This window comes from Streptomyces sp. NPDC001157 (genome assembly GCF_053598255.1).
Map to the genome: position 1 here is coordinate 170,830 of NZ_JBSFJW010000009.1, position 26,015 is coordinate 196,844.

24 protein-coding genes and 3 pseudogenes are annotated in these 26,015 nt (G+C 71.1%); 14 read left to right on the top strand and 13 right to left on the bottom strand.

Annotation, left to right across the window (positions count from 1 at the left end):
- Positions 1-23: 23 nt before the first annotated feature.
- Positions 24-632: a hypothetical protein gene (locus ACWDAG_RS19085; protein ID WP_450696758.1), complete on the bottom strand. Its 609-nt coding sequence runs from the start codon at positions 630-632 to the stop codon at positions 24-26.
- A 105-nt stretch (positions 633-737) separates the two neighbouring features.
- Between ACWDAG_RS19085 and ACWDAG_RS19090 the strand changes: the two genes are divergently transcribed.
- The 3 genes from ACWDAG_RS19090 to ACWDAG_RS19100 all read left to right on the top strand — a co-directional run bounded on the left by ACWDAG_RS19090 (position 738) and on the right by ACWDAG_RS19100 (position 2,483).
- Complete coding sequence (locus ACWDAG_RS19090; RefSeq protein WP_450696759.1) at positions 738-1,196, top strand: DUF5990 family protein; 459 nt, start codon at positions 738-740, stop codon at positions 1,194-1,196.
- Between the two features lie 159 nt (positions 1,197-1,355).
- Positions 1,356-1,751 (top strand): DUF6153 family protein, encoded by a 396-nt coding sequence (locus ACWDAG_RS19095; RefSeq protein WP_450696760.1) that lies wholly within the window; start codon positions 1,356-1,358, stop codon positions 1,749-1,751.
- A gap of 93 nt (positions 1,752-1,844) precedes the next feature.
- A complete protein-coding gene (locus ACWDAG_RS19100; RefSeq protein ID WP_450696761.1) occupies positions 1,845-2,483 on the top strand; it encodes a DUF305 domain-containing protein in 639 nt (212 codons plus the stop codon).
- Between the two features lie 119 nt (positions 2,484-2,602).
- Here ACWDAG_RS19100 and ACWDAG_RS19105 read toward each other — a convergent pair whose 3' ends face one another.
- Together ACWDAG_RS19105 and ACWDAG_RS19110 are read right to left on the bottom strand one after the other, a co-directional pair.
- Positions 2,603-3,556, bottom strand: coding sequence for an XdhC family protein (locus tag ACWDAG_RS19105; protein WP_450696762.1), 954 nt, complete (start codon positions 3,554-3,556; stop codon positions 2,603-2,605).
- A 25-nt stretch (positions 3,557-3,581) separates the two neighbouring features.
- Positions 3,582-4,312 (bottom strand): annotated as a pseudogene (locus tag ACWDAG_RS19110) (reductase); the annotation flags it as partial.
- A gap of 388 nt (positions 4,313-4,700) precedes the next feature.
- Between ACWDAG_RS19110 and ACWDAG_RS19115 the strand changes: the two are divergent.
- From ACWDAG_RS19115 to ACWDAG_RS19135, 5 genes are all read left to right on the top strand, one after another.
- Complete coding sequence (locus ACWDAG_RS19115; protein WP_450696763.1) at positions 4,701-5,312, top strand: hypothetical protein; 612 nt, start codon at positions 4,701-4,703, stop codon at positions 5,310-5,312.
- The gene (locus tag ACWDAG_RS19120) at positions 5,309-6,640 is read left to right on the top strand and encodes a copper resistance CopC/CopD family protein (protein ID WP_450696764.1); all 1,332 of its coding nucleotides are present in this window, start codon (positions 5,309-5,311) and stop codon (positions 6,638-6,640) included. Before ACWDAG_RS19115 ends, ACWDAG_RS19120 begins: the two co-directional genes overlap by 4 nt.
- 59 nt (positions 6,641-6,699) lie before the next feature.
- Positions 6,700-7,701, top strand: coding sequence for a cupredoxin domain-containing protein (locus ACWDAG_RS19125; protein WP_450696765.1), 1,002 nt, complete (start codon positions 6,700-6,702; stop codon positions 7,699-7,701).
- A gap of 120 nt (positions 7,702-7,821) precedes the next feature.
- On the top strand, positions 7,822-8,337 hold the full coding sequence (locus ACWDAG_RS19130) for a hypothetical protein (RefSeq protein ID WP_450696766.1): 516 nt from the start codon (positions 7,822-7,824) through the stop codon (positions 8,335-8,337).
- Complete coding sequence (locus ACWDAG_RS19135) at positions 8,325-9,008, top strand: cupredoxin domain-containing protein (RefSeq protein ID WP_450696767.1); 684 nt, start codon at positions 8,325-8,327, stop codon at positions 9,006-9,008. The genes ACWDAG_RS19130 and ACWDAG_RS19135 overlap by 13 nt, the downstream gene beginning before the upstream one ends.
- A 14-nt stretch (positions 9,009-9,022) precedes the next feature.
- Here the strand turns inward: ACWDAG_RS19135 and ACWDAG_RS19140 are convergent, their stop codons facing one another.
- The gene (locus ACWDAG_RS19140; RefSeq protein ID WP_450696768.1) at positions 9,023-9,433 is read right to left on the bottom strand and encodes a hypothetical protein; all 411 of its coding nucleotides are present in this window, start codon (positions 9,431-9,433) and stop codon (positions 9,023-9,025) included.
- A 194-nt stretch (positions 9,434-9,627) separates the two neighbouring features.
- On the opposite strand from ACWDAG_RS19140, the gene ACWDAG_RS19145 reads away from it, so the two are divergent.
- Together ACWDAG_RS19145 and katG are read left to right on the top strand one after the other, a co-directional pair.
- Entirely contained in the window at positions 9,628-10,065 is a 438-nt protein-coding gene (locus tag ACWDAG_RS19145) for a Fur family transcriptional regulator (RefSeq protein ID WP_351467940.1), read from the top strand.
- Between the two features lie 23 nt (positions 10,066-10,088).
- The gene (gene katG, locus ACWDAG_RS19150; RefSeq protein ID WP_450696769.1) at positions 10,089-12,284 is read left to right on the top strand and encodes a catalase/peroxidase HPI; all 2,196 of its coding nucleotides are present in this window, start codon (positions 10,089-10,091) and stop codon (positions 12,282-12,284) included.
- Positions 12,285-12,306: 22 nt separating this feature from the next.
- Here the strand turns inward: katG and ACWDAG_RS19155 are convergent, their stop codons facing one another.
- Both ACWDAG_RS19155 and ACWDAG_RS19160 read right to left on the bottom strand, forming a co-directional pair.
- A complete protein-coding gene (locus ACWDAG_RS19155; RefSeq protein WP_450696770.1) occupies positions 12,307-13,071 on the bottom strand; it encodes a restriction endonuclease in 765 nt (254 codons plus the stop codon).
- 92 nt (positions 13,072-13,163) lie between these two features.
- Positions 13,164-13,887: pseudogene (locus tag ACWDAG_RS19160) on the bottom strand (HAD-IC family P-type ATPase); the annotation flags it as partial.
- Between the two features lie 30 nt (positions 13,888-13,917).
- Here ACWDAG_RS19160 and ACWDAG_RS19165 point away from each other — a divergent pair.
- Together ACWDAG_RS19165 and ACWDAG_RS19170 are read left to right on the top strand one after the other, a co-directional pair.
- Positions 13,918-14,373 carry a hypothetical protein gene (locus ACWDAG_RS19165; RefSeq protein ID WP_450696855.1) on the top strand — a complete coding sequence of 152 codons (456 nt, stop codon included), beginning with the start codon at positions 13,918-13,920 and terminating at the stop codon, positions 14,371-14,373.
- 96 nt (positions 14,374-14,469) lie between these two features.
- Positions 14,470-15,390, top strand: coding sequence for a hypothetical protein (locus ACWDAG_RS19170; protein ID WP_450696771.1), 921 nt, complete (start codon positions 14,470-14,472; stop codon positions 15,388-15,390).
- Positions 15,391-15,581: 191 nt separating this feature from the next.
- Here ACWDAG_RS19170 and ACWDAG_RS19175 read toward each other — a convergent pair.
- The 4 genes and pseudogenes from ACWDAG_RS19175 to ACWDAG_RS19190 form a co-directional block, all read right to left on the bottom strand.
- Positions 15,582-15,900 (bottom strand): annotated as a pseudogene (locus ACWDAG_RS19175) (class I SAM-dependent methyltransferase); the annotation flags it as partial.
- Between the two features lie 42 nt (positions 15,901-15,942).
- The gene (locus ACWDAG_RS19180; protein WP_450696772.1) at positions 15,943-17,043 is read right to left on the bottom strand and encodes an SDR family oxidoreductase; all 1,101 of its coding nucleotides are present in this window, start codon (positions 17,041-17,043) and stop codon (positions 15,943-15,945) included.
- 35 nt (positions 17,044-17,078) lie between these two features.
- A complete protein-coding gene (locus ACWDAG_RS19185; RefSeq protein WP_450696773.1) occupies positions 17,079-18,302 on the bottom strand; it encodes a beta-ketoacyl-[acyl-carrier-protein] synthase family protein in 1,224 nt (407 codons plus the stop codon).
- Entirely contained in the window at positions 18,299-19,609 is a 1,311-nt protein-coding gene (locus ACWDAG_RS19190; protein WP_450696774.1) for a beta-ketoacyl-ACP synthase 3, read from the bottom strand. Before ACWDAG_RS19190 ends, ACWDAG_RS19185 begins: the two co-directional genes overlap by 4 nt.
- Positions 19,610-20,087: 478 nt before the next feature.
- On the opposite strand from ACWDAG_RS19190, the gene ACWDAG_RS19195 reads away from it, so the two are divergent.
- Positions 20,088-20,840 carry an aspartyl/asparaginyl beta-hydroxylase domain-containing protein gene (locus tag ACWDAG_RS19195; RefSeq protein WP_450696775.1) on the top strand — a complete coding sequence of 251 codons (753 nt, stop codon included), beginning with the start codon at positions 20,088-20,090 and terminating at the stop codon, positions 20,838-20,840.
- A gap of 25 nt (positions 20,841-20,865) precedes the next feature.
- On the opposite strand, the gene ACWDAG_RS19200 is transcribed toward ACWDAG_RS19195, so the two are convergent.
- From ACWDAG_RS19200 to ACWDAG_RS19210, 3 genes are read right to left on the bottom strand one after another with little or no spacing between them, the layout of a single operon-like run.
- Complete coding sequence (locus ACWDAG_RS19200) at positions 20,866-21,393, bottom strand: copper chaperone PCu(A)C (RefSeq protein WP_450696776.1); 528 nt, start codon at positions 21,391-21,393, stop codon at positions 20,866-20,868.
- The gene (locus tag ACWDAG_RS19205) at positions 21,390-23,759 is read right to left on the bottom strand and encodes a heavy metal translocating P-type ATPase (RefSeq protein WP_450696777.1); all 2,370 of its coding nucleotides are present in this window, start codon (positions 23,757-23,759) and stop codon (positions 21,390-21,392) included. Before ACWDAG_RS19205 ends, ACWDAG_RS19200 begins: the two co-directional genes overlap by 4 nt.
- A complete protein-coding gene (locus ACWDAG_RS19210) occupies positions 23,756-23,980 on the bottom strand; it encodes a hypothetical protein (protein ID WP_450696778.1) in 225 nt (74 codons plus the stop codon). The genes ACWDAG_RS19205 and ACWDAG_RS19210 overlap by 4 nt, the downstream gene beginning before the upstream one ends.
- Before the next feature lie 601 nt (positions 23,981-24,581).
- Here ACWDAG_RS19210 and ACWDAG_RS19215 point away from each other — a divergent pair.
- Complete coding sequence (locus tag ACWDAG_RS19215; protein WP_450696779.1) at positions 24,582-25,937, top strand: MFS transporter; 1,356 nt, start codon at positions 24,582-24,584, stop codon at positions 25,935-25,937.
- Positions 25,938-26,015: the final 78 nt, after the last annotated feature.

A 26,015-nucleotide genomic window follows, 5' to 3' on the forward strand; every position in this document is an offset into this window, starting at 1 on the left:
GTACTGAGGAAGGGATGTCGAGGTCAGAAGGCGTACGACATCCCCGGCGGCGGACCACGCCGCTGCACCGCGTGCCGCAGCAGCAGCCGTCGCAGCGACCGCGGGCCGTCGGCACACAGACATACGGCGTCCGGCGCGTCCGGCAGGGTCCCCGCCCCGCCGCGCACCCGCCACCAGGCCGCAAGGCCGGGTACGAGCGTGGCGGCCCGCCGCAGCAGCGACCACAGCGCGGCCTCACCGCGCCGCAGCCACCAGGTCAGCACCACGGCCGCGCCGACATGGGCGGCGGTGGCGTGCGGGGTCAGGGCGTGGGAGTGGCCCATGTGCATGGCGCTCATGTCATGCATGCCGTACATGCCGCGCATGAACATCATGGGGTGGGGGCGGACGGCGTCGAAGGCGAGGTGCAGCCCGCCCTGGGCCGTGAGCGTGCCCGCGCCGATCGCGGCCAGCGAGCGCTCCCGGGCGCCCAGCAGACACCCGGCCCCGAAGACCGGTACGAACCCCGCGGCCTGCACCCACACGGGCGGTGCCGTCCCCGTCGCCAGTGCGTGTCCCCCGGCGGCGAGCAGCACGCACAGCGCGGCGAACACCGCCGCGCGCAGCACGCGTACCGAAGGAGACGCCGTCATGGCGCCCGATCCTGCCACGCGCCGGAGTGGCTCCGCCCGGCGGATCCCCGAGCACACAGGTGCAGACTGGAGACCCACGAAGAAGTGCCGAGCGGAGGTGACGGGGTGACGGCCGGTCTGCGCATCCGTATCGACGGCGTCGGCCTGCCGGGCCGTGCGTGCGGGGCCGACGACGGAGTGCCGTCGTACCCGAACATCCATGTGGCCGTGCAGCGCCGGGACCGGCCGGGCGAGCTTCTCGATCCGCAGCCCGGCGACGCCGGGTCCGTGAGTTGGACGCTGGAGTGCACGGTCACAGGTACGGACGTCAAGGGGCCGTATGTTCAAGGGCGTCCGGGTGGGCGGTTCGTCTATCTGTCCTGGGGGACGGTCGACGGCTCCGGTGCCTTCGGCATGTTCCGCCGCGCCAAACTGATGCTGGACGCCGTGCCCGCCGAGGTGCTCGACACCGCCGTGCGTGAGGGACTGCTGGTGGGGCGGCTGCGGCTGACCGACGGCGGCGGGAACCCGCTGTGCGCACGGGTGGTACCGCCGCACATCGCCTGGAGCGCGGAACAGGGGTGAGGGCCCGGCGCCAGCAACGGTCTGCGTAACATGGGCGCCGTGACAGCCCGTGCACAGCATCGCGACGCGCCGCCAAGCGCTCCGCGGGCTGTGCCGCGATGGACCGTCGATCGTCTGTGGCATCGTGGGGGCTGGTCGCGCCCCGCGGCGGAGCCGCACATGGATACAGCCCCACGCCCCTTCAGGGCGCTGCCGAACCGTAGGGGGCTTCGCACCGTCTGCCTCATGCTCGGGCTGCTGGCCGGGCTGCTCGCCATGCATGGCCTGGCGCCCGGTGGCGGTGTCGTCGAGCACTCCGCTGCACGGCACATGACGGCGGCGGTCGCCGTGCACGGCGACTGTGCGGGCCACGACTGCGGTGGCGGCCATGTCCATCACGCCGACCAGACCTGTGCGTCCGGCGCCCTGAGCGGCGGGCCTTCGCTGCCCGCGCTGGTCGCCGACCCGGTGGCCGTGCCCGCGCTCTCCGACGCCCCGTGCCCCTACGCGGGCACGGCCCCGGACGGTGCACGCGCGCCACCCTCCCTGGCGGAACTGCAGCTCCTGCGGATCTAGACACCACGCGGCACCGCGCCCATGCCCGACCGGCGACGCGGTGCGCTTCGGCACGTCCAGATCCCTTTCCCGCAGCAACGCAGGAGTTCCAGCATGCGCAACACCCGTACGTCCATGGCCCGTCGCACCGCCCTGGTGGCCGCGACCGTCACCGCCGGACTCGTCCTCGCCGCCTGCGGCGGCAACAGCGGCAGCGACAGCGGCGGCCACGACGGCCACACCTCCGGCTCGTCCTCGTCCTCGCCTTCGTCGAGCACCGCCGCTCACAACGCTCAGGACATGTCCTTCGCTCAGGGCATGATCCCCCACCACCAGCAGGCCCTGGAGATGGCGAAGCTGGCCGCAGGCCGCGCCTCGTCCGCCAAGGTCAAGGATCTCGCCTCCCGCATCGAGAAGGCCCAGGACCCGGAGATCCGCACGATGAGCGGCTGGCTGAAGTCCTGGGGCCAGACCGTGCCCTCGGCGATGCCCGGCATGGACCACTCGGCCCACTCGGGCATGGCCGGAATGATGGACGGCCAGGACATGGACAAGCTGGCGAAGGCGTCCGGCGCGGAGTTCGACACCATGTTCCTGACCATGATGATCGAACACCACAAGGGCGCCGTCCAGATGGCCACCACGGAGAAGTCAAAGGGCACTTACACCCCCGCCACCTCCATGGCAGACGCCATCATCACGGGTCAGAACGCCGAGATCAAGGAGATGAACCAGCTCCTCGGCAAGAGCTGACGTCCTGAGTTCCCCGCGCCCCACAGGGGCGCGGGGCTGTATGCATATGCGGCTCCGCCGCGGGGCGCGACCAGCCACATTGGCGCCGCAGACAAATACACACCGCACCCCCACGGAGCTCACCGCACAAGCGCTGCAAGCACCTCCGCACAGATGGCCATGGCGGTCTCCGTCGGCGTCCGCGCCCCGATGTCCAGCCCGATCGGCCCATGAACACGCCCGAGCTGCCCCTCGTCCAGACCCGCCTCGACCAGCCCGGCGGCGCGCCGCTCCTGCGTATGGCGGGAGCCCAACGCACCGACGTACGGGATACCGGAGGTCAGCGCGGTGTGCAGAGTAGGCACGTCCACATCGGGCTCATGGCTCAACATGATCAGACAGGCGGCGGCCGGATGCGCAACAAGTAGCTTGCCCGCGTCCCGGGCGGTGGACGTCACCGTGGCCTGCCAGCCGAGCAACCCGGCCTGGGCGACGAGGAGTTCGGCGAGTTCACCGCCGCCGACGATCACGAGGTGGGGTACGGCGGGGCAGGTCTCGACGAGGCAGAGCCCGGCCTCGGTCGCGTGCACCTCGCGGCCCGCACGGTGGCCGGCGAGCAGGTCGCGGGCCCGGGCGGCGGCCTGGGGCGGCACGTCGGGGCCGTCGGCCCTGCCGTCCAGGGTCACGACGGCGCTGACGGCATGGGTACGCCGCTCGTCCAGCCAGGTCACCAGCGCCGCGTCGGCATCCGCACCGAGGAGCTCCCACCAGCGGCCCGGAACGGCGGCCAGGGGCTGGAGCAGGATCTCGGCCTGGCCTCCGCAGGTCAGCCCCGCCTCCTTCACGCCGTCGTCGTGCACGGCCACCTCGACCACCCGGGCGGTGTGACCGGGCGGCAGCGAGGCGGCCTCGGCGGCCAGCTGCCGGTCGAAGGCGCCCCGGTAGAGCCGGCCGTGACAGTGGCCGTCCTCGTCGACGAGGATCGCGTCGGCCGGATGCCGCGGCCCGAAGCCCCGCTCGCTGAGCGGCCGCGCAAGGACCGCCGCACGGCCCTGCGCCGCCCACTGTCGTGCCGTGTCCGCCAGTTCACGCATGATTCCAGCGTAGTCCGCAGGTCAGTCAGTACACGTCCCTGACGTAGCGCTTCTCGCTCGCGAGCTGTTTGACGTACGCCGCCGCGCCCGCCACGTCCAGGCCGCCGTGGACCACCGCGACGTCGCGCAGGGCCTGGTCGACGTCCTTGGCCATGCGGGAGGCGTCGCCGCAGACGTAGAAGCGGGCGCCGTCCTGGAGCCAGGACCACCGCAGCGGACCCTGTTCGCGCATCCGGTCCTGGACGTAGACCTTGGCGCGCCGGTCGCGGGAGAAGGCGGTGTCCAGTCGGGCCAGGGTGCCGTCGGCGAGGAAGGCGGTGAGCTCCTCCTCGTAGGAGAAGTCGCCGGCCCGGTGCTGCTCACCGAAGAACAGCCAGTTGGGGTCCCGGTGGCCGTGGGCGCGGCGCTGTTCCAGGAAGCCGAGGAAGGGGGCGACGCCGGTGCCGGGGCTCACCATGACCATCGGGGTGGCGGGGTCGGCCGGTGGGCGAAAGTGCGCGGTGCGCTGGACGTGACCGGTACGGGGGTGTCCTGCTCGGCGTCGGCCAGGGAGGGGGAGCGGACGCCCTGGCGGGGGCGGCCGCGCAGGTTCTCGTAGCGGACGACGGAGACGGTCAGCGAGACCAGGTGGGGGTCGGTGAGCGGGCTGGACGATATGGAGTACAGACGGGGCTGCGGCCGTCCCAGCACCTCGGCCCATTCCCGGGCGTCGGCGCGCACGCCGTGCTCGGCGACCACGTCCACGGCCTGCCGGCCGCGGACCTCGCCTTCCTGCGCGGCTGCCTCGCCGCGTCCGGCCATCCCGCGACGACGGCCGTGCTGACCCCCCAACCGGGCATCTGCTGCGTCGAGTTGCGCACCGACCGGTAAGGACGGGGAAGGGCGCAGAAGGACAGGCAAGAAACCGGCAAAGGCCCGGCAGGGAAATGCCGTGCGCGTTCGAATTCACGGTCCCTTCGTTTTCTCCACGGAATGCCACCGGAATGCAATGCGTGCATTGGGGCGGGGAGGTCCGTTCTCACAGTCACCCCCCGGTCGGAAATGAGGCAACGAAACGACCGATTAACTGACGCGTAGCGGACGGGAATCGTCGCACCGGTGCACTCCTCGTCACCGCCGTTCGCACACAGTGTCAGGAGGGACCATGTCCTTCTCCGCCAGGGTGTCCTGGCCAGCAGATCATCGCGACGAGATCGTCGCGGGCGCGCTCGTCGCGGCCGTGGTCGTCGTCCTCGGATACGCCTCGGGCATCGGAGCCCCGGCACCGACGACCGTCGACACCGCGTCCCCGCCGGCGTCCGAGACCTCTCCCCAACCGCACCGACCGACGGCCCGCTCCGCAACCGGACCTCCCGACACCGCCGCCGGGAATTACGGCTCCGCGGGGGGCGGATATTGGCAAGGCGGCAACGACGTCGGAATTCCCGCGCCGGGCGGCACGCCGTCCACAGGCGGGGAAAGCGGCCACGATCACGGTAAGGGCGGGCCGGGGGGCGGACCCACCACCGGCCCCTCACCCTCCCCCACTCCGAACCCCACCCCTTCGGACAATTGCGACGAGGGCGAAGTCCGCCTCGTACAACCGCTGTTGAACGGCGTGGCCACGCCGGTCACCGGCCTGCTGGACGGGCTCCTGACCCCGGCCTCCCCGAGTCCGTCGCCCTCCGCCTCCCCGTCGTCGTCGACCGACACCCTCTCCTCGCTGTGCATCGGCGTCGCCGCCTCGCCCTCGGTCGTCCCGGAGGTGCTCCGGTGAGACGCCGCGCCCCGTCCCTGCTCGCTCTCCTCCTGGCCGCGCTCGCGGCCCTGCTGTTCGCCGCACCTCCCGCCTCGGCCCACACGGAGCTGGAGTCCTCCGCCCCGAAGGACGGCACCCGGCTCCCGCACACCCCCGCCACCGTGCGGCTCACCTTCAGCGAGCCGGTCGATCCCACCGACGTGCACATCAGGGCGGTCGGCAAACAGCTGGCCGTGTCCCGGGGCGACGACGGCAACGACACCATCGAGGTCACCGTCCCGAGGATCCCGGAGCAGGGACAGAGCACGGACCACGGCGATCTGAGACTCATTTGGCAGGTACTTGACATGGAGGACGGGCATCTCACGTCCGGGACGCTCTCCTACCGCCTCACCGCGAAGGCGGGTCGCCCGGCCGAAGCGGCGGTCCCGAAACCGTCCGAGGAGGTGCACTCCGCCTGGGTCACCGCCCGCTGGGCCGGTTATCTCTCGCTCGCCCTGTTCGTCGGCGGCCTGGCGTTCCTCGCACTGCTCTGGCCGCAGGGCGCGTGGGACCGTCGTACCCGCCGCGTCCTCACCCTCTCCTGGACCGCCGGTCTCGCGGCGAGTCTGCTCGCGCCGGGACTGCAGGGCGCGTACGGAACGATGAGAACGCTCGGCGACGTGTTCCGACCCGGCACCTACACCGACCTGTTGACCACCGAGGTCGGTGTCGTGGCCGCCTGCCGGGTGCTGATGTGGGTGCTCGCCGCCATCGCACTGACCGCCCTGCTGCAGAGCGGCGACCGGGCCGCACGGTCGCCCGGCTGGCGCGTCGGTGCGCTCGCCGTCGGCCTCGGACTGCTGCGTACGACGAGCATGACCGGCCACAACTCCGAGGGCACACACCCCGGTTGGGGGGCGGTGGCCGACCTGGTCCATCTGCTCGGCGTCTCGCTGTGGCTCGGCGGTCTGACGGTGCTGCTGCTCGGGGTGCTGCCCCGGCGCCGTCCCGACGAGCTGTCGGCCGTCGTGACCGGCTACTCCACGCTCGCCGGGGTGTCGGTCGCGGCGATCGTGGCGGCGGGGGCGGTGCTGACCTGGCAGGTCGTCGGGTCGTTCGACGCCCTGTTCCACACCGGCTACGGGCAGCTGCTGCTGGTCAAACTCGCCGTACTGGCCGCCGTGTTGCTGATCGCCCAACGCAGCCGCGGCTGGGTGCGGACGCGGCTCGACATCGCCGTGCTGCTGCGCGGCGACCGTGCCACCGTACGGCCCTTCGTCCACTCGGTCGCGGCCGAGACGGGGCTCGTCCTCGTCGTTCTCGCCGCGACGAGTCTGCTGGTCACGTCCGCCCCAGGCCGCTGACCCGCGCCTGTCCCACCCCTCTCCCCTCACCAGGGATCTCACAAGGGAGAAGCACCACCATGCACACAGAGGAAACCACCGCACCCGCGTCGCACCACCGGCGCTCCCGTGCGGGCAACCGGGTGCTGCTGGCCACCGGACTCGGTGCCGGCCTCGCCGCCGTCGCCGGACTCGGCCTGCTCCAGGCGTCCGCCGGGGCCGCGGCCCCGCAGACCGCCACCCCGGCGGCCGAGGCCCGGTCGATGCCGGACATGGACCACTCGTCCGGCAAGGCCGCGGCGGCCGACCACACCATCGAGATCAAGAACTACAAGTTCGCGCAGCCGAAGCTGACGGTGAAGGTCGGCGACACCGTGAAGTGGGTCAACGAGGACTCCGCTCCGCACACGGTCACCACCAGCAGCGGCCCGGCCAAGTTCGACTCCGGCACGCTGCAGAAGGGCGACAGCTGGTCGTACACCTTCACCAAGGCCGGTACGTACGAGTACTACTGCGCGGTCCACCCTGACATGACGGCGTCGATCACCGTGGTCGCGGACAGCGGCGGCGGCTCGGGCGGCTCCACCGGGGGCAGCTCCGGCGGCTCCACGGGCGGTTCCAGCGGCGGCGGCACGGGGGGCTCGACCGGTGGTTCCACCGGCGGCTCGACCGGCGGCTCGACCGGTGGGGGCAGCAGCTCCGGCGGTACCGGCGGCGGGGGCGACGGCGACTGCGTCAGCGTCCAGCAGGTCCTGCTGCCGATCCTGCAGCACATCGACAAGGCGCACCTGGAGCAGTCCCCGGGCCAGCAGGTCCAGGACGCGCTGAAGCTCGACAGCTACCTCAAGATGCACACCGTCTGGCTGGAGTCGATCATCACCCCCGCGGTGAACGGCACCGGCAGCACGGTCGACGACACCCTCGGCGTGCTCCTGCAGCACATCAACAAGGCGCACCTGGAGGAGTCTCCGGGGCAGCAGCTCGCGGACATCCTCAACCCGGACGCCTACGTGAAGATGCACACGGTCTGGGCCGAGCACCTGCTCGCTCCGACCGAGAACTACATCACCAACTCCTGCTGAACCAACTCCTGTTGGCTTTCCTCAGCAGGACGCGGCGGGCCGGCCGAGTCGCAGTCGGCCGGCCCGCCGCTCGCTCCATTCTCCCCGCCCGTCACTCAGCCAGCCCATCGAGGTGCCGAGATGACCACCGAGACCCACCCCACCGCCGTCCTGCCCCCGCCGCGCCCGGGCCCCGACTGGCTGCCCGACCCCGGCACGTACGGTGCCGCCCCGGACCGCTGCATCGTCGAACTGACCGCGCGTTTCGGCCCGTTGACCACCCTGCGCCGCCGGCTCACCGCCCTGGACGCGACCCTCACCGTGGCGCCCGACTCCGAGGACTGCATGCTGAGCCTTGAGCTGGCCGGCCGGCCGCTGGGCGGCAGGGTGCTCACCTTCGTCAGTACGAGCCTCACGCCCACGGACGAGGCCACCCGGCTGCACGTCCCCGGCGAACTGGACCTGGCCAGTGATCCGGCCCCGGCCCTCTTCAGCTTCCGCGTCGTCGAGCGCACCGCCGACCGGCTCCTGGTCCTCGGCACGCTCCGGCTGCCGTACCGCCCCCTGCGCCGTACGACCGGCCTCACCCTGCCCCGTATCCGTCCCGCAGACCGCATCCGGCTGCTCGTAGCCGCGGAGTTCACATGCCCCGTCTGACCGCCCTCCTCGGCGCCCTCTTCCTGGCGGGCGCCGCGCTCGTCCTGCCCGCCCCCGCGGTGCAGGCGGCCGCCGGCCACCAGGTCCTCATGTCCGGCTACGCGTTCTCGCCCCGCACCCTGACCATCACCGCCGGGGACACGGTCACCTGGACCAACCAGGACCAGGCGCCGCATGACGTCGAGACCACCTCCGGCCCCTCCTCCGTCCACTCCCCGATGCTCAGCAAGGGCGGCAGCTGGAGCCACACGTTCACCACGCCGGGGACCTACGGCTACGTCTGCACCGTGCACCCGGACATGACGGCCCAGCTCGTGGTGCAGGCGGCCGCCGCACCCGCGCCCACCGTCCCTCAGCACCAGCACCCGACGGCCGCCGCACCCACCACCCGGCCCGCCGCCACCATGCCGTCGTCCATGCACATGGACCACAGCTCCGAGGCCGCCGCCCCCGGAGCCGCCAAGACCCCGTCCCCCACCGCCTCAGCATCCGCCCCCTCGGCGGCACAGCCCGCCGTGAACCCCCAGAACGCCGCCTCCGCCACCCGTCCTCTCAGCCCCCTTCTTCTCCTCACCGGCCTCGTCGCGGGCGTAGCCGTCCTGTGCCTGCTCCTGGTCGGCTCCCGCTCGGCCGCCGCCGCGTCCCGGAACGACGGGCCGGGGACGAGCTGACCTCTCACCGGGCCTCACGCCCGGCGCAGCACCACGAGCACGACCAGCAGCACGGTTGCGCCCGCGCTCGTCCCGTGGGCGACGACCGCCGTCAGCGGAAAGTGGCGCTCGGCGGTCCGCCCGCCCCGGGAGTGCCGTCCCGAGCTGGGCAGCCGGCGCAGCAGCATCATGAAGCCGAACGCGGCGACCACCAGCACCACGGCACAGGCCGCCCAGGCCGTGCCCCGTACCGCGCCCGCGAGATACGCCGTCCAGCAGGCCAGACCGGCGACGGCCAGCACGACATGCCCCATGACGAGCCACAGCGGCAGCCGCGTCACCCCCGGCGTGCGCTGCCGCAGGCCGCCGTGGCGGATCCACACCGAGGCCAGACAGCCGCCGAGCCCCGCGGTCAGCAGCCACGCGCACAGTACGAAGACACCCACGCGTTCCAGCACAGCGCAGCGAACCGGCACAGGCCGGACGTCCATTCACCGATTCACCCGTAGGCGTGAACAGTGGTGCGATTCCCTTGCCAGCCTGATCTGCGGGGATTCTCCCGGAGGTCATCGACCGGCCACCAAACCTGTCTCGTTCGTTTTCTTGAATCATTCGTGTTTGTGCGGGTAGCTTGGGTCCCATGACTTCACCCCAGACTCCGACCACCGCCGAGGAGCTCCGCGGTGCCGGCCTGCGGGTGACGGCCGCCCGCGTCGCGCTGCTCGAGACCGTCCGCGAGGGTGACCACCTCGGCGTCGAGGCGATCGCCTCGGGTGTGCGGGACCGTGTGGGCCACATATCCCTGCAAGCCGTGTACGAGGCGCTGCACGCGCTGACCACGGCCGGACTCGTACGCCGCATCGAGCCGCCGGGCAGCCCGGCCCGGTTCGAGGGCAGGGTCGGGGACAACCATCACCACCTCGTGTGCCGGTCGTGCGGCGCCGTCCTCGACGTCGACTGCGCGGTCGGTCATGCCCCCTGTCTCACCGCTTCGGACGACCGAGGCTTCGCGATCGACGAGGCCGAGGTCATCTACTGGGGCCTGTGCCCCGACTGTTCCACCGCTCGCACGGCCTGAGCACCAACCCCGGAAGGATTCCCATGTCTGAGAACAACGCCGCTGAAGCGAAGTGCCCGGTGGCGCACGATCGCGCTCTGCACCCGACCCAGGGCGGAGGAAACCGCCAGTGGTGGCCGGAGCGGCTCAACCTGAAGATCCTTGCCAAGAACCCTGCCGTGGCGAACCCCCTCGGTGAGGAGTTCGACTACGCCGAGGCGTTCAAGAGCCTCGACCTGCCGGCCGTGAAACAGGACATCGCCGAGATCCTGACGGACTCCAAGGACTGGTGGCCGGCCGACTTCGGGCACTACGGCCCGTTCATGATCCGTATGGCATGGCACAGCGCGGGCACCTACCGCATCAGCGACGGCCGTGGCGGCGCCGGTGCCGGTCAGCAGCGCTTCGCCCCGCTCAACAGCTGGCCGGACAACGGCAACCTGGACAAGGCCCGCCGTCTGCTGTGGCCGGTCAAGAAGAAGTACGGCAAGAGCCTGTCCTGGGCCGACCTCATGATCCTCGCGGGCAACGTGGCGCTGGAGTCCATGGGCTTCACGACCTTCGGCTTCGGCGGTGGCCGTGAGGACGTCTGGGAGTCGGAGGAGGACGTCTACTGGGGTCCCGAGAAGGTCTGGCTGGACGACCAGCGCTACACCGGCGACCGTGAGCTGGAGAGCCCGCTCGGCGCGGTCCAGATGGGTCTGATCTACGTCAACCCTGAGGGCCCGAACGGCAACCCGGACCCGATCGCCGCGGCCCGCGACATCCGCGAGACCTTCCGCCGCATGGCGATGGACGACGAGGAGACCGTCGCCCTCATCGCCGGTGGCCACACCTTCGGCAAGACCCACGGCGCGGGCCCGGCCGACCACGTCGGCGCCGACCCCGAGGCCGCCCCGATCGAGGACCAGGGCCTCGGCTGGAAGAGCACCTACGGCTCCGGCAAGGCCGGCGACGCGATCACCTCCGGTCTGGAGGTCACCTGGACCGCCACGCCGACCCAGTGGAGCAACGGCTTCTTCAAGAACCTCTTCGAGTACGAGTACGAGCTCACCGAGAGCCCGGCCGGCGCGAAGCAGTGGGTGGCGAAGGACGCCGAGGCGATCATCCCCGACGCCCACGACGCGTCGAAGAAGAAGCTTCCGACGATGCTCACCACCGACCTCTCGCTGCGCTTCGACCCGGTCTACGGGCCGATCTCGCGCCGCTTCTACGAGAACCCGGAGGAGTTCGCGGACGCCTTCGCCCGCGCCTGGTACAAGCTGACCCACCGTGACATGGGTCCGAAGTCGCTGTACCTCGGCCCGGAGGTCCCGGAGGAGACCCTGCTGTGGCAGGACCCGCTGCCGGAGGCCGAGGGCGAGCCCATCGACGCCGCCGATGTCGCGGCGCTGAAGGCCAAGCTGCTCGACTCGGGTCTGTCCGTGGCCCAGCTGGTGTCCACCGCGTGGGCGTCGGCCTCGACGTACCGCAACAGCGACAAGCGCGGCGGTGCCAACGGCGCCCGTATCCGTCTGCAGCCGCAGGCCGGCTGGGACGTCAACGAGCCCGACCAGCTCGCTCAGGTGCTGCGTGTCCTCGAGGGCATCCAGGCGGAGTTCAACGCGAACTCCGGCGCCAAGAAGGTCTCCCTGGCCGACCTGATCGTCCTCGGTGGTGCCGCCGCCGTGGAGAAGGCCGCCAAGGACGCCGGTCACGACATCGAGGTGCCCTTCACCCCGGGTCGTGTGGACGCCACGGAGGAGCACACCGACGCGGAGTCCTTCGCCGCGCTGGAGCCCACCGCCGACGGCTTCCGCAACTACCTGGGCAAGGGCAACCGCCTGCCGGCCGAGTACCTGCTGCTCGACAAGGCCAACCTGCTGGGCCTGAGCGCCCCCGAGCTGACCGTCCTCGTCGGTGGTCTGCGCGTCCTCGGCGCCAACTACCAGCAGACCGCGCACGGCGTCTTCACCGACACCCCGGGCAAGCTGACGAACGACTTCTTCGTCAACCTGCTCGACCTGGGCCACACGTGGTCGCCGGTCTCCGAGGACCAGACGGTCTTCGAGTGCCGTGACGACGCGACCGGCGAGGTCAAGTGGACCGGTACCCGTGCCGACCTGGTCTTCGGCTCGAACTCGGAGCTGCGTGCGCTCGCCGAGGTCTACGCGGCCGACGACGCGAAGGAGAAGTTCGTGAACGACTTCGTCGCGGCGTGGGTCAAGGTGTCGAACGCGGACCGCTTCGACATCGCCTGATCAGCACGCTCACCGAGCTCACTCACTGAGCGAGGCCAGTGACGTCCGGGCCGTCCCCCAGGGGGCGGCCCGGACGTCGCCTTTTCGGCCCGTACGTCTTCCGCCACCGCGCCAGGTGACGGGCATCGCCCTGTCCGTGACCGCTGACCCCCATCAGCGAGGGCAACGAGGCACCGCTGTTCCACGCCCCCAGCAGGTCGCGGTTGACGGCGACGATGCCGCTCCTGACCACGACGTCCATGGCCTGCCTGCTGAACCGGGTCGTCGTCACGAACACCGCGACATCCGCCCCGAAGTGCACCTTGGACCCGAGCAGATCCCGCACCTCCCGGCTGGCGATGACCGCACTCGGCCTGTACCGCTTGCACTGCACGACCATCGCCCGCCCGTCCGGCAACCGCCCGACCACATCGGCCCCTTGATCCCCCGATCCACCCACGCGCCGCACCTCACGGCACCCGTCCCGGCGGCACAGCGCGGCGACCAGCTCCTCGAACTCCGTACCGCTCATGGCGTCCACGGCCGCCAACGACCGATGACCGGCGGCGACCGCGTCCTGCTGCCGCCAGGCCCGGTCCCGCCCGCGCAGGATCCGGTCCGTACGCCACAGCCACCAGCCGAGGCCGCCGAGAGCGGCCGCGACGACGACCCCGACGACGTACATCCAGATCGCGGACCAGAACACGGCCAGTACCAGCACTCCGACCAGTCCGGCACCCGCCCGGCGCGAGAGCGCGTCCCGCCGCGCCGTACGCCGCCTCCGTCGCCCCCTGCGCTGCGTGGCCATCCGCACCACCCCCGGTCCCTCACAGGAAGTGTGAACAGGGGCAGGACCGGCGGAAAGACCGCATACCGGCCACGACGGCCGGAACGCCGCGCTCAGTGAGCCGCGCCACGGAACCGCCGCAACCGCGGGCTGTTGCCGACGCCGAAGACCGAGGAGAAGGCCATGGCCGCCCCGGCGATCATCGGGTTGAGCAGTCCGGCCACGGCGAGCGGGAGAGCGGCGATGTCGTGGGCGAAGGCCCAGAACAGGTTGGACCGGATCGTGCCCAGGGTCCTGCGGGCGAGCCGGATAGCGTCGGCGGCCACACGCAGGTCGCCGCGTACGAGGGTCAGGTCGCCGGCCTCGATGGCGGCGTCCGCGCCCGAACCCGTCGCAAGACCCAGGCCGGCCCGGGCCGACGCCGCCGACCATGGCGACCGAATGCCCCTCCCCCTGCAGGCGCACGACGTCGACCTTGTCCTGGGGCAGGACGTCGGCGATCACATGCTCCGGCGCGATACCCGCCTCGGCGGCCACGGTCCCGGCGACGGCCCGGTTGTCACCGGTGAGGAGAACCGGGGTCAGGCCGAGGGCCCGCAGGCGGCGGATGGCTTCCGGGCCGGTCTCCTTGACGGCGTCGGCGACGTCGAGCACCGCGCGGGTCCCGCCGTCCCAGGCAACCGTGATGGCCGTACGGCCGGACTCCTCAGCCGCGTCCTTGGCGCTCCGCAGACCGGCCGGCAGTCCCCTCGCCCAGTCGGCCGGCAGCTGCTCCCGGCCGACGAGGACGGCGTGCCCGTCGACGATGCCCTGCACCCCGAGGCCGGGGATGACGGCGCAGTGCGCCCGGCCGCGTAAGGTGAACCCGTGTTTTCCCAGCAGCCCGCCCTGAGCACGGCCGGGGCCCGGCACCGCAGAGTGGTGCGGCCGGCCGTGCTGGTCGCGGTGCTGCTCGGGCTGTTCCTCATGCACGGCGGCCCGGCCGCGGCCGACGGCGGCTGCCACGGGTCCATGGCGGATACGAAGGTCACTGCGGTCACGCGACCGGTACCGGACACGATGGCCTCGCACCCGGCCGACCACTCCAGAACCACGGCAGACAAGGCGACGACGCGCGCGGACGAGACCATGCGGGGCGCGCTGTGCCTCGCCACCTCGCCCCGCTCGGCGATCCCGCTGCCGCCGCTCGCCACGGCCGCCGTGGTCCTTCCCGCCGCCGCCCTGCTGCCACGGACCCCGCGGGCCTACGCGGGCACCCGCCGCAGGGGGCCACCCATAGGCGGACGCGAACTACTCCTCCAGGCGTGCATCGCACGGACGTGACGAGACCCCCGGACACCGGCTCACTGCCGCGGTCCGGCACAGGTCCCACGTTCGTCACTCGCGCCGCATCGCGACGCCCACCTGGAAAGACACTTCATGTCCAAGCGCTCTCGGACGCCCCGCCGCATCCTCATGGCGGCTGCCACCACCTCGGTCCTCGCCCTGTCACTGGCCGCCTGCGGTTCGGACAGCGACTCCGGCCACAGCTCCGCCATGCCCGGCATGGACCACAGCAGCACGCCGTCGCACTCCGCATCCGCCGACGCCATGGCGTCGATGCCCGGCATGGACGCCGCCTCCACCGGCAACGGCCTGGCCGCCGCCCGGGACGGCTACCGGATGACCTCCACAACCGCCGCCGTCCCCGCCGGCCGGTCGGCCGACTACCGCTTCACCGTCACCGGCCCGGACGGCAGGCCGGTGACCGACTTCACCGTCGACCAGACCAAGCGGATGCACTTCTACGCCGTCCGCACCGACCTCACGGGCTTCCAGCACCTGCACCCCACCATGGCGAAGAACGGCACCTGGACCGCGCCACTCGCCTCGCTGAGTCCGGGCACCTGGCGGCTGTACGCCTCCTTCACTCCGGGCACCGGCTCCGGCAAGGGCAAGGACCTCGTCCTCAGCCGCACCGTGAAGGTGCCCGGCATGCCGATGACCACGTCCCTGCCCAAGGCGTCCGGCACTACCACCGCCGACGGCTACACGATCGCCGTGAAGGGCGACCTGATGGCCGGCATGGCCCACCGGCTGACCGCCACCGTCACCAGGAACGGCAAGCCGGTCACCGATCTCCAGCCCTACCTGGACACCTACGCCCACCTCACCGCCTTCCACCAGGGCGACCTCTCCTTCGCCCACCTCCACCCGGAGACCGGGGTGGACGGCGACCACGGCGGGCCCGCGCTCACCTTCCACGCCGAGTTCGCCCAGTCCGGAAACTGGCGGCTCTTCCTGCAGTTCCAGACGGGCGGCAAGCTGCACACCGCAGCGCTCACCCTGCACGTGAACTGACCGCCGAACGCCGGCCCGTCCCCCCGCTGGGGGGGACGGGCCGGCCAGGGCCGCCGCTCGCCCTGTCCGCTCACCTCGAAGCCTGCGTCCGCGATGAGCCCTTCCAGCAGGTCGACCCGGTTGTGGGCCATGGCGTGACCTGCTCCGCCGTGCACCAGATGACGACCGATCCGGCTCCTCGGCGGCCGGAACTCCACGACCAGCAGCCGACCGCCGGGACGCACGACCCGGTGCATCTCACGCAGCGCGGCAGGCCTCAGGTCCTCCGGCAGGTGACGGAGCATCAGGCTGGTGACGACGGTGTCGAAGGGGGCGTCCGGCAGGTCGAGGGACTCGGCGATGCCCTCCCGGTACGTACAGGGGGCGCTGCCCGGGCGCGGCTTCCTGCGGCGGGCGTAGTCGGACCGGCGACGAGGGGTCGACGCCGGTCACCTCCCCGTCCGGGCCGACCCGGGCCGCCATGCACCGGCTCAGACAGCCGGTGCCGCAGCCGACATCCAGGACCCGGTCGCCCGCTTCGGCGCCTGGAAAGGCTCAGGGTGAGGGCCGTTGTCACTCGGTTTCGTGTCGCGATGGTGTCTGGGCGAAGGGACGGAAGAGCGCTTGCAGGGTGGCCTGGTCCAGGGTCCAGGTGAAGGCGTCCGGTGTGGTGAGCGCGGCATCGATGCGATCGCGGGAGAAGTCCTGTGGGTTGTTGAGGAAGGGGCGGTAGACCCCCAGGGCCATGTCCAGGCGGAGATCGGCCGGAGTCAGCGTGGTGGCGTCGGTGGTGAACTCCGGTTCCGGGGCGTGGCAGTTGGCGGTCAGTGCGCGCAGCAGGTCCCCGGTGGTGGGCGGCGTCGGGTTGGTGAGATGGAAGACGCCGTCGGCGGCGGGGCCGAGTCGGCTGAGGGCGTACGCCTGGCGGACCACCTGGTCGATCGGGACGAGGTTGAAGGGCTGGTGTGCCAGGGCCCGTATCCGTGTGGGTGTCCCGTGGGGGCGGGTCCGGTGGTAGGCGGCGATGAGTTGCTGGATTCGGTAGGCACCGCTCGGTGTCCCGGGGTAGCGCAGTGTGTGGCTGTGTCCGACGACGACCGAGGGGCGCAGGATGCGTACGGTCATGTCGCTCGCGGCCGACAGCATGCGTTCGGCGGCGATCTTGCTGAGTTCGTAGGGATTCCTGGCTACCGGGAGTGTGACGGGCTCCTCCCGGATCAGGCCCTCGGTCCAACCCGCGACGTAGGCGGTGCTGAGGTAGTTGAATGCCTCGGCGTCGAGGCGGCGTGCCAGGGCGAGCATGCGCCGTGTGCCTCTGACGTTGGCGGAGAACGTCGTACGCCAGTCGCCTGGGCGGAAGTTCATGTGTGCGGCCGAGTGCCAGACCTCCACGCGGCGGGGCTCTGAAGGCAGAGGTAGGCGCAGGCTGGTGAGGTCGTCGGTGAGATCAGCGGTGACGGCCCGGGTCCGTTTCAAGGCGGCGTCGAGAGTCCTGCGCGGGGTGCCGTAGGCGGCGCCCGCTCGTTCCAGGACCTCGTGGAGGCGGGTCTGGGGGTTCAGGCCTGTGGGGCGGACGAGGCACACCATCTCGTCGTCGCTGTGCTCGGTGACCGTCAGGATCAGTGCGGCGCCGATCAGACCGGTGGCACCGGTGACGATGTGGGTCGTGGACACGGGGTGGCTCCTGGGACGGGCAGGTTGCTGGGGTGTCAGGGCGGTGGGCGGAACGCGAGGACGGTGTTGTGGCCGCCGAATCCGAAGGAGTTGCTGAGTGAGAGGGCGGAAGGCTGGTCGCGTGCGGTCCGGGTGACCAGGTCGAGTTCGATTCCGGGGCCGGGGGTGGTGAGGCCGGCCGTGGGCGGAACCACGTGGTGCGCCATGCTCAGCGCGGTGAGGGCGGCCTCCACCGCGCCGGCGGCACCGAGCAGATGGCCGAGGGCTCCCTTGGCCGAGGTCACAGACGGGCCGTGGGGGAAACAGCGGGCGATGAGGTCCGCCTCCACCGCGTCGTTGAGGGGGGTGGACGTGCCGTGGGCGTTGACGTGGTCGACGTCTCCCGGTTTCGCGTCGGCTGCGGCGAGGGCGCGCCGGGTGGCCAGCTCCGCCCCGCCGCCCGTCGGGTCGGGGGCAACCGCGTGGTGGGCGTCCGCGGTTGCCCCGTAGCCGCTGAGCAGGGCGTAGCCGGGCCGTCCGCGGGCGCGGGCGTCCGCGGCCCGTTCGAGAACGACGATGCCCGCGCCCTCTCCCATGACGAAACCGTCGCGTCCGGCGTCGAAGGGCCGGGAAGCCGAGTGCGGGTCCGTGCTGCGCGAGAGTGCGCCCATACGGTCGAAGCCGGCCGCCCACAGCGGGTGGATGGCGGCGTCGGTGCCGCCCGCCACGGCGATGTCGCAGGCGTCGGACCGCAGCAGGTCCCAGGCGATGCCGATCGCGGTGGCCCCGGAGGCGCAGGCGGTGGAGGTGGCCAGGACCGGTCCGCGGGCTCCGAGGCTCAGAGCGACCTGCCCGGCCGCCATGTTGGGCAGGAACATGGGAACCAGAAGCGGTGACAGTGCGGTCGGCCCGTCCTCCAGGAACCTTTGGTGCTGGGCGAGTTGGGCTCCGGTGCCGCCGAAGGCGGTGCCGACGACGACCGCGACACGCTCGCCGTCCCATCCGTGCGGGTCGAGCCCTGCGTCGGCCACCGCTTCCCGAGCCGCCGTCAACGCGAACTGGGTGTGCCGGTCGTACTGCCAGCTGCGCCCTCCGGGCACGTCCCGCGCGGGCTGATAACCGGGGACTGCACAAGCCAGGTCGACACGCAGACCCCGAAGATCCGGGACCTGCGCCGCGGTGGTGCGGCCGTCCAGTACTCCCTGCCAGCTGGCCTCGCGTCCGACACCGGCGGGGGTGACGAGTCCGATGCCGGTGACCGCGACTTCGGCGCCGCTCACGCGGCGGCCTCGGCGCGCGCCCTCTCCACCAGGGCAGCGGTGGCGGACACGGTCAGGCCCGGTACGGCGTCGCTGTCGTCGAGGACGATGTGCCAGTGGTCGGACAGGGTGAGGAAGAGTTCGACGACGGAGATCGAATCGAGGCCGAGGTCCTGCAGGGCGGCTTCGGGACGCACCTCGCCGGGGTCGACCTCGAACTTCTCGACGAGGACCTGGGCGAGATGGGCGTGGACGGGTGAGTCGGTGTCGGTCACGACGGGCTCCTTCACGGGGGTTGCGGTGGTGGTCGAGGCGGTGGGTGGGGCGGCGATGTCGGGCCAGGTCAGCGCGACCGAGCCCCAGGTGAGGCCGCCGCCGAAGGCGGTGAGCAGCGTGCGGGTCCCCTTCGGGACGGCCTGGTCGGCGACGACGTCGGCGAGGACGAGCGGGATGGAGGCGGCGGCCGTGTTGCCGACGTCCCGGATGTTGCCGAAGCGGCACGGATGGTTGATCCCCAGGCGGTCGGCCACCGCGTCCAGGATCCGCTGGTTGGCCTGGTGGCCCACGAAGGCGCCGACCGAAGCCGCCGGCCAGCCCTGCCGGCTCAGGACCCGTTCGGCGGAGGCCGTCATCCGGCGCACCGCATGGCCGTAGACCTCGCGCCCCTTCATCTGCAGGCTGTGGGCTGCCCGGCCGTCGAGGCCGCCGGGGTCGGGCCAGCGCGAGCCGCCGGCCTCGATCATCACGTAGTCGGCACCGGAGCCGTCGCTGCCCAGATCGACGGCGCCGATCGCACCGGGTTCGTCGGGGCGCCCTCGGCGCAGCAGGACGGCGCCGGCTCCGTCACCGAAGATGACAGCGGTGTTGCGGTCGGTGGGGTCGACGATCGTCGAGTAGGTCTCGGCGCCGATGACGAGCACCGTGGAGGCACCCCCGGCGCGGATCCAGCTGTCGGCGACGGCCAAGGCGTAGACGAAACCGGAGCATACGGCCGCCAGGTCGAAAGCCGGGATGCCGGCCAGCCCGAGGCGCATCGCCACCTCGGGTGCCGTCGCCGGACACGGGTGATCCGGTGTGGTGGTGGCCAGGACCAGCAGCTCGGCCTGAGCGGTGCGGGCCGAAGCGAGCGCGGCACCCGCGGCACCGGCGGCCAGGTCACCGGTGCTGGTGCCGGGACCGGCCCGACGACGGCGAGCGATGCCGGTACGAGAGAGAATCCAGCGGTCGGAGGTGTCGAGCCCTTCCCGGATGAGATCACCGTTGGTGACGATCTCATCGGGTAAGCAGGCACCCACACCGCAGACCACCGACGCAGGGATGGAAGACATGCCAGTCCCGATCCGTGAGGCGCCAGGAGACGTCCGCACGGATTAGTGCAGCGCTCAACACTTCAGCACCTCAATCACTCACAAGAGGGAAGACGGAGTGAACGCCTGCCGGAAGGGGAGCGCGAAAAGGAGCACTCACCAAAGCCTGGGAAGCCGCTTCCGGTCCGACCGCATCCTGCCGGAAGGGGGGAGTGTCCCTCCCGACGGCGGAGGTGACGGCGCTGCCGCCATCGAGATCCGACTCGGCCTCTGAGACGGTTCCCCTAAAGGGGGTCGGCTCGCGCCGCCCCCGAGTTCCCGGCGACAGCCACAATTCCGAAGCATTGGAAGCACTACCGGCGCACTACACCACGCATGTCATCTGCTGTGCTCCGATACCGGCCACACCGTGGCCATTCCCGGGGGACGAGAGGAGTACATCCTGGGTACTCTCCACACGGTATGCGGGGACCTCGAAGTTCGAAATCCTGGAGATTTTATGACCCCGGAGATAGACAACGCCTTCGCCGTCATCAGGGGTGAGTACGGACCGGATTCGATCGCCCGGGTCGAGCAGATGCTGGCAGCGGGAAAGGGAGATCGCCATCCGTCACAGAAGGGGGCCAAGTGGATCTTACCCGGGATTTCGCAGCAGCCCTGGCACGATCCTTACGGGCACCCTGAGTTGGCACCCGTGGTGCACGCCTTCGAAGCGAACCACGCCAGGATCAAGAAGGAGTTGGAGACCGCCTGGGGCGCCCGGCGGAACGCATTCTCCGATTACGAGCACTACCTCACACGCCAGTCGGATTGGCAGGCCCTTTATCTCTTCCGCAAGGGCGGCCTCGTGAGCGAGTCGGCCGACACCGTGCCGACCGCCTTCCAGGTGCTGAAGGAGGAGGCGGTCGACACCGGGAAACTCTGCCCCCTGCTGGAGTGCCACTTCTCGACCCTGCTCCCCGGCGCGGCGATAGCTCCCCACTGCGACCTGTGGAACTTCAGCATCAACCTGCACCTGGCGGTCGACATCCCCGAGGAGTGCGGCATCACCGTCGCGGGCGAGACGCGGTCGTGGGAGGAGGGCAAGTGCCTGCTCTTCGACTACTCCTTCGAGCACGAGGCGTGGAATCGCGGAACGCGTCCGCGCACCTGCCTGCTCGTCGACCTGTGGCACCCGGAGACCACCGTGCCCGAACGCAAGGCGCTCGTCGCGGCCATCACCGAGATCCGCAAGCTGATGGGCGGGGAGTAGCAAGGGAGCCTCTGCCCGCGGTCCCTCACGACTCCGGAGGAACAGTCACCGCATCGACGGTCACCCGGCCGGAACTGCGGAACCACAGGTCGAAGCGGACCTTGTTCCCGGCCTTCAGCCTGGGCGGGTCCAGGACCATCACGTCGACGCCGTACGGAGTCATTTTCACGCGGCTTCGGGCCGGGATCTTCACGGAGTCGAGCGGCTCCATCCGTCCCGCTCCGTCCTTCGTGACCCGCCGGCCCAGCATGGTGACCCCGAGCTGCGGCGAGGAGACGGACGTCAGCACGTCGTCGGCGGCCCCGGAGTTGCCGATGTCGAAGAAGGCGGCCGTGTTCTCGGAGTTGGGTGGCACGAAGACGCGGGCGTTGCTGACACTGATCCTTGCCGGCGGTTCACCGGCCGCACCCGTTGTCGTGTAGGCCGTCAGGAGCATCAAGGCCGTCACACAGGTGACCACGGGGACGAGTGCGGCGTTCAGCGCACCGACGGTCACGCGACGCCAGGGCGGCGAGGAGCGTTCGGCCGAGTCGGCGGACGAGGCGGAGCTCATCGGATCTCCTCCAGGGACGAGGCGGTGTGGCGGTCCGACGCGGGCGGTGTCGTCGTACCGGTCTTGTCGGCGGAGGCAGTTGCGGAGCCGGAGCGGTAGCCGGGTCCGGCGGGCGAATAGGCCCGCAGCCGCAGGCTGTTGACGACCACGAGGACCGAACTGGCGGACATGGCCACGGCGGCGAACATCGGATTGAGCCAGCCGGTGGCGGCCAGCGGAACGGTGACGACGTTGTAGCCGAAGGCCCAGGCGAGGTTGGCGCGGATGGTGCTCAGCGTCCGGCGGGTGAGCTGTACTGCTGCCACCACCGCCTGCATGTCCTCGCGTACGAGAGTGATGTCGGCGGCGCCGATCGCGGCGTCGGTCCCGCCGCCCATGGCGATGCCCAGGTCGGCGGAGGCCAGGGCGGCGGCGTCGTTGACCCCGTCGCCGATCACCGCCACTCGGCACCCTTCGTCCCGCAGCCTCGCGACGATGTCGGTCTTCCCCTCCGGGGTGACCTCGGCGTGCACCTCGTCGATGCCGACCTGTTCGGCCACGGCGTGGGCGGCGGCCGGACCGTCGCCGGTCACCAGAATGGGCTCGATGCCGAGCTTGCGCAGGCGTCGTACGGCGGCGTAGCTGGAGGGCCGCAGTGTGTCGCCGATCGCGAGGACACCGACCGGGTTGCCGTCCTTCTCCACGACCACGGCTGTGCGAGCGGAGGCGTGGGCGTCGTCCAGAGCCTGCTGAAGGGTGTCCGGGAGCGGGGTGCCGGATCGCGGGCGTCCTACGACGAGCTCATGGCCGTCGACTCGGCCGTGGACACCGACTCCGGGAAGGGCACGGAAGTCGGCCACCGGCGGCAGCTCGGCGCCGTCGGCGGCCTGGCGGGCGGCGGCGGCGACGGCTCGGCCGACGGGGTGCTCGGAGCCGTACTCGACCGCCCCGGCCAGCCGGAGGATCTCGCCCGCGTCTTCGTCAGCGACCACCGTCGTCGCGGCGAGGGTCATGCGTCCGGTGGTGAGGGTGCCGGTCTTGTCGAAGACCACGGTGTCGATGTGCCGCAGCCGCTCCAGCGCCTCCGGTCCCCGGAGCAGGACGCCGAGCTGCGCGCCGCGGCCGGTGGCGGCCATGAAGGCGGTAGGGGTGGCCAGGCCGAGGGCACAGGGACACGCGACGACGAGGACGGCGACCGCCGCGGTCACAGCGGCCGAGGCATCCGCCCCGGCACCGAGCCAGAACCCCAGCACCGTGCAGGCCACGGTCACGATCGCGGGTACGAAGACCCCCGCGACGGCGTCGGCCAGCCGCTGGATGCGGGCCTTGCCGGCCTGTGCGTCGCTCACGAGCTTGGTGATCCGGGCGAGCTGGGTGTCGGCGCCGACCGCCGTGGCCCGGACCACCAGCAGCCCACCGGCGTTGACGGCACCGCCCACCACGGCCGACCCCGGCCCGACCTCCACCGGGACGCTCTCGCCGGTCACCAGTGACAGGTCCAGGGCGGAGCTGCCGTCGGTGACGACGCCGTCCGTGGCGACCTTCTCGCCCGGTCGTACCAGGAACTCCTGGCCGACCCGGAGTTCGGAGACGGGCACCCGCCTGCCCCGGTCGCCCTCCCTCAACTCGACGTCCTTGGCGCCGAGTTCGGCCAGCGCGCGCAGCGCCGATCCGGTTCCCTGCTTGGCGCGTGCCTCCAGGTAGCGACCGACCAGCACGAACAGCGGCACGCTCACGGCCGCTTCCAGGTACAGATGGGCGCTTCCGCCGCCGGCCTCGGGCACCAGGCTGAACGGCATACGCATGCCCGGCCGGCCCGCGCCTGCGAAGTACAGGGCGTACGTGGACCAGGCGAAGGAGGCGAGCACGCCGAGGGAGACCAGGGTGTCCATGGTCGCCGTGGCGTGCCGCAGCCCCTTCAGGGCCCGCTCGTGGAACGGCCACGCGCTCCAGCCCACCACCGGGACGGCCAGGTTGAAGCACAGCCACTGCCAGTGGGTGAACTGCAGGGAGGGCACCATGGAGAGCACGAGCACGGGCAGCGCCAGCGACGCCGTGATCAGCAACCGGCCCCTGTCGCTGATGCCCGCGTCGTTCGTTCGCCGCTTGCGGGCCGCCTCCGCGTCCTGCTCTTCGACGGGCGGCGGGAGTTCGGCCGTATAACCCGCCTTCTCCACCACGGCGATCAGCTGCTCGGGGGTCACCGACAGCGGATGGGAGACGCGGGCTCGACCGGTGGCCAGGTTGACGGTTGCCGTCACGCCTTCGACGCGGCCCAGCTTCTTCTCGACCCGGCCCACGCACGCGGCGCACGTCATGCCGCCGACCAGCAGATCGGTGGTCGCGTCGGGCCCCTTGGCCGTCTCACGGTGATCGGCGGTGGTCATCGGCTCACCCGTACCTCACGGTCGACCGGACCGAGACCATGCATGCCCGGCATACCCGGCTCCTGCGACTCCTCGGACGCCGGCTCGGTGCGGTGCACGCCTGGGGCCACCGGACCTGCCATGCGTCCCACGGCGTACGACACCGCCGTCAATGACACGAGCAGCACGACGAACCCCAGTAAGGCCGGCGGGACGAAAAGACCACGCTTCGACTTCTCCATGCGTACATACGGTAGGGGGGTACCCGGTCAATGGCCCGACTCCCGCGTGTGACAAAAAACTTCGACACATCCGGGAACCAGAAACCTTCGCCATCCGACTCCCTATTAATAAGCACTTCTCCACTCTTTCGAAATATCACGCTCCGGATCGCCTCGGACGATATCGAAGGCCCGGTCCACGCGATTATGAAGGTGCTAAAATCAGCCATCCATGATGCGTGGAGATTCGACCTGGAAGGCTGGAACCGACGGACACCGCCAGCCGACTTGTCAAATGGGAACCCACCCCTCCACCATCCGCGCCAGCACCAACCAGACTCCTCAGCCCGAAAATCCGCAAGCCCACCTGGCATGTTCCAGCACCGACCCCCTCAGCAACCGTCTCGAATGTTCGACCTTCAATAAAGAAGTGAACGATTCTCACAACCGGCTCGCAAGCCAGTCCGAAAGTGAGGGAAGAGAGCTTGTGGCGGGCGCAGGAAGTGAGCCACGATCCCGGGGTGAGCCGCCGTCCTGTTCCAGGGGACGGATTCTTAGGGGGAATCGTTCCGCAATGCCTGCAGTGAATTCGCCATCAGTTCCGTCGCGCCGGCGCCTCGGGTTGCCGCTACTGGTTCTGGCCGCCGCGCAACTGGTCATCTCGCTCGACTACAACATCGTGTACGTCGCCCTCCCCGGCATCGGCAGCGCGCTCGGCTTCTCCGGTCAGGATCTGCAGTGGGTGGTCAGCGCCTACGTCGTGACGACCGGCGGGTTCCTGCTCCTCGGTGGCCGGGCGACGGACCTGCTGGGCCGGCGCAGGGTCTTCGTCGTCGCCGCCCTGCTGTACGCGGTCTCTTCGCTGGTGGGCGGGTTGTCGGAGTCGGCGGGTGTACTGGTCGCGGTGCGCGCGGTGCAGGGCGTCGGCGGTTCGCTGCTGTTTCCCGCCGCTCTCTCACTCATCAACACCCTTTACGAGGAAGGCCCCAGCCGTAACCGGGCGCTGGCCGCGTGGGGCGCCGCCGGGGCCGGCGGGCTGTGCCTCGGGTCTCTGCTGGGCGGAGTGCTCGTCGACGCCTTCGGCTGGCCGGCGGTGTTTCTCGTCAACGTGCCGCTGGCCGGCGCCATCGCCCTGGCCGGAACGTTCCTCTTCCCTGCGGACGGCCCCCTGCCCCGGCAGCGGGACTTCGACCTCCCGGGCGCCCTGACCGCCACCGCGGGCATCACCCTGCTTGTCTTCGTCCTCGTCCATGCACCGGAGGCCGGCTGGAGCAGCCGTGGCGTCCTCATGTGCGCGGCCCTCTCGGTGATCTCGCTGTCCCTGTTCGTCCTCGTCGAGACCCGCAGCCACGCCCCGCTGACGCCGGGGCACCTCTTCCGCCACCGCGGTCTGCTGGGCGCCATGGCGCTGACCGCGCTGTTCAGTGCCACGTTCAGCTCGCTGCCGTACTTCCTGACCCTCTACTTCCAGACCGTGCACGGCTACAGCGCGATGGCCACGGGGGCCGCCTTCCTCGTACCGGCACTCGTCGTGGCCGCCGGAACGAAGGTGGGCGAGAAGGCCGTTGCCGCGCTGGGCGTGCGCACCATGCTGCTGGGCGGCATGGCGGCCGGCGCCGTCGGCGCCGTGCTTCTCGCCCTCGCGTTCAGTGCCGACGGCTCCTATGCGCGTCTGCTGCCCGGGATCGTGCTGCTCAGCCTGGGACAGGGCGCCGCCTGGACGGGCATGTGGATCGCGGCCGCAACCGGCATCCCGGCCCACGACCAGGGCATCGCCTCGGGCCTGGCCTCGACCACGCTTCAAGTGGGCAGCGCCGTGGGCCTGGCCGTCCTGGTGGCCGTCGCAGGAACGGGCAGCCACGACGTGACGTCCGCCGGTCTGCTGGACGGACTCCGGGCGGCCGTCTACGTCATCGCCGCCGGGATCTGTCTCGGTGCCGTGGCGCTGCTGCCCTTTCGGAGGCGTGCGGACGTCTGAGCGCGCCCGCTCACTCCCCTCCTACGACCGTTCCGTCCAAGACGTCCTCTCATCGCGCCTGGAGACCTAGGAGCCCTT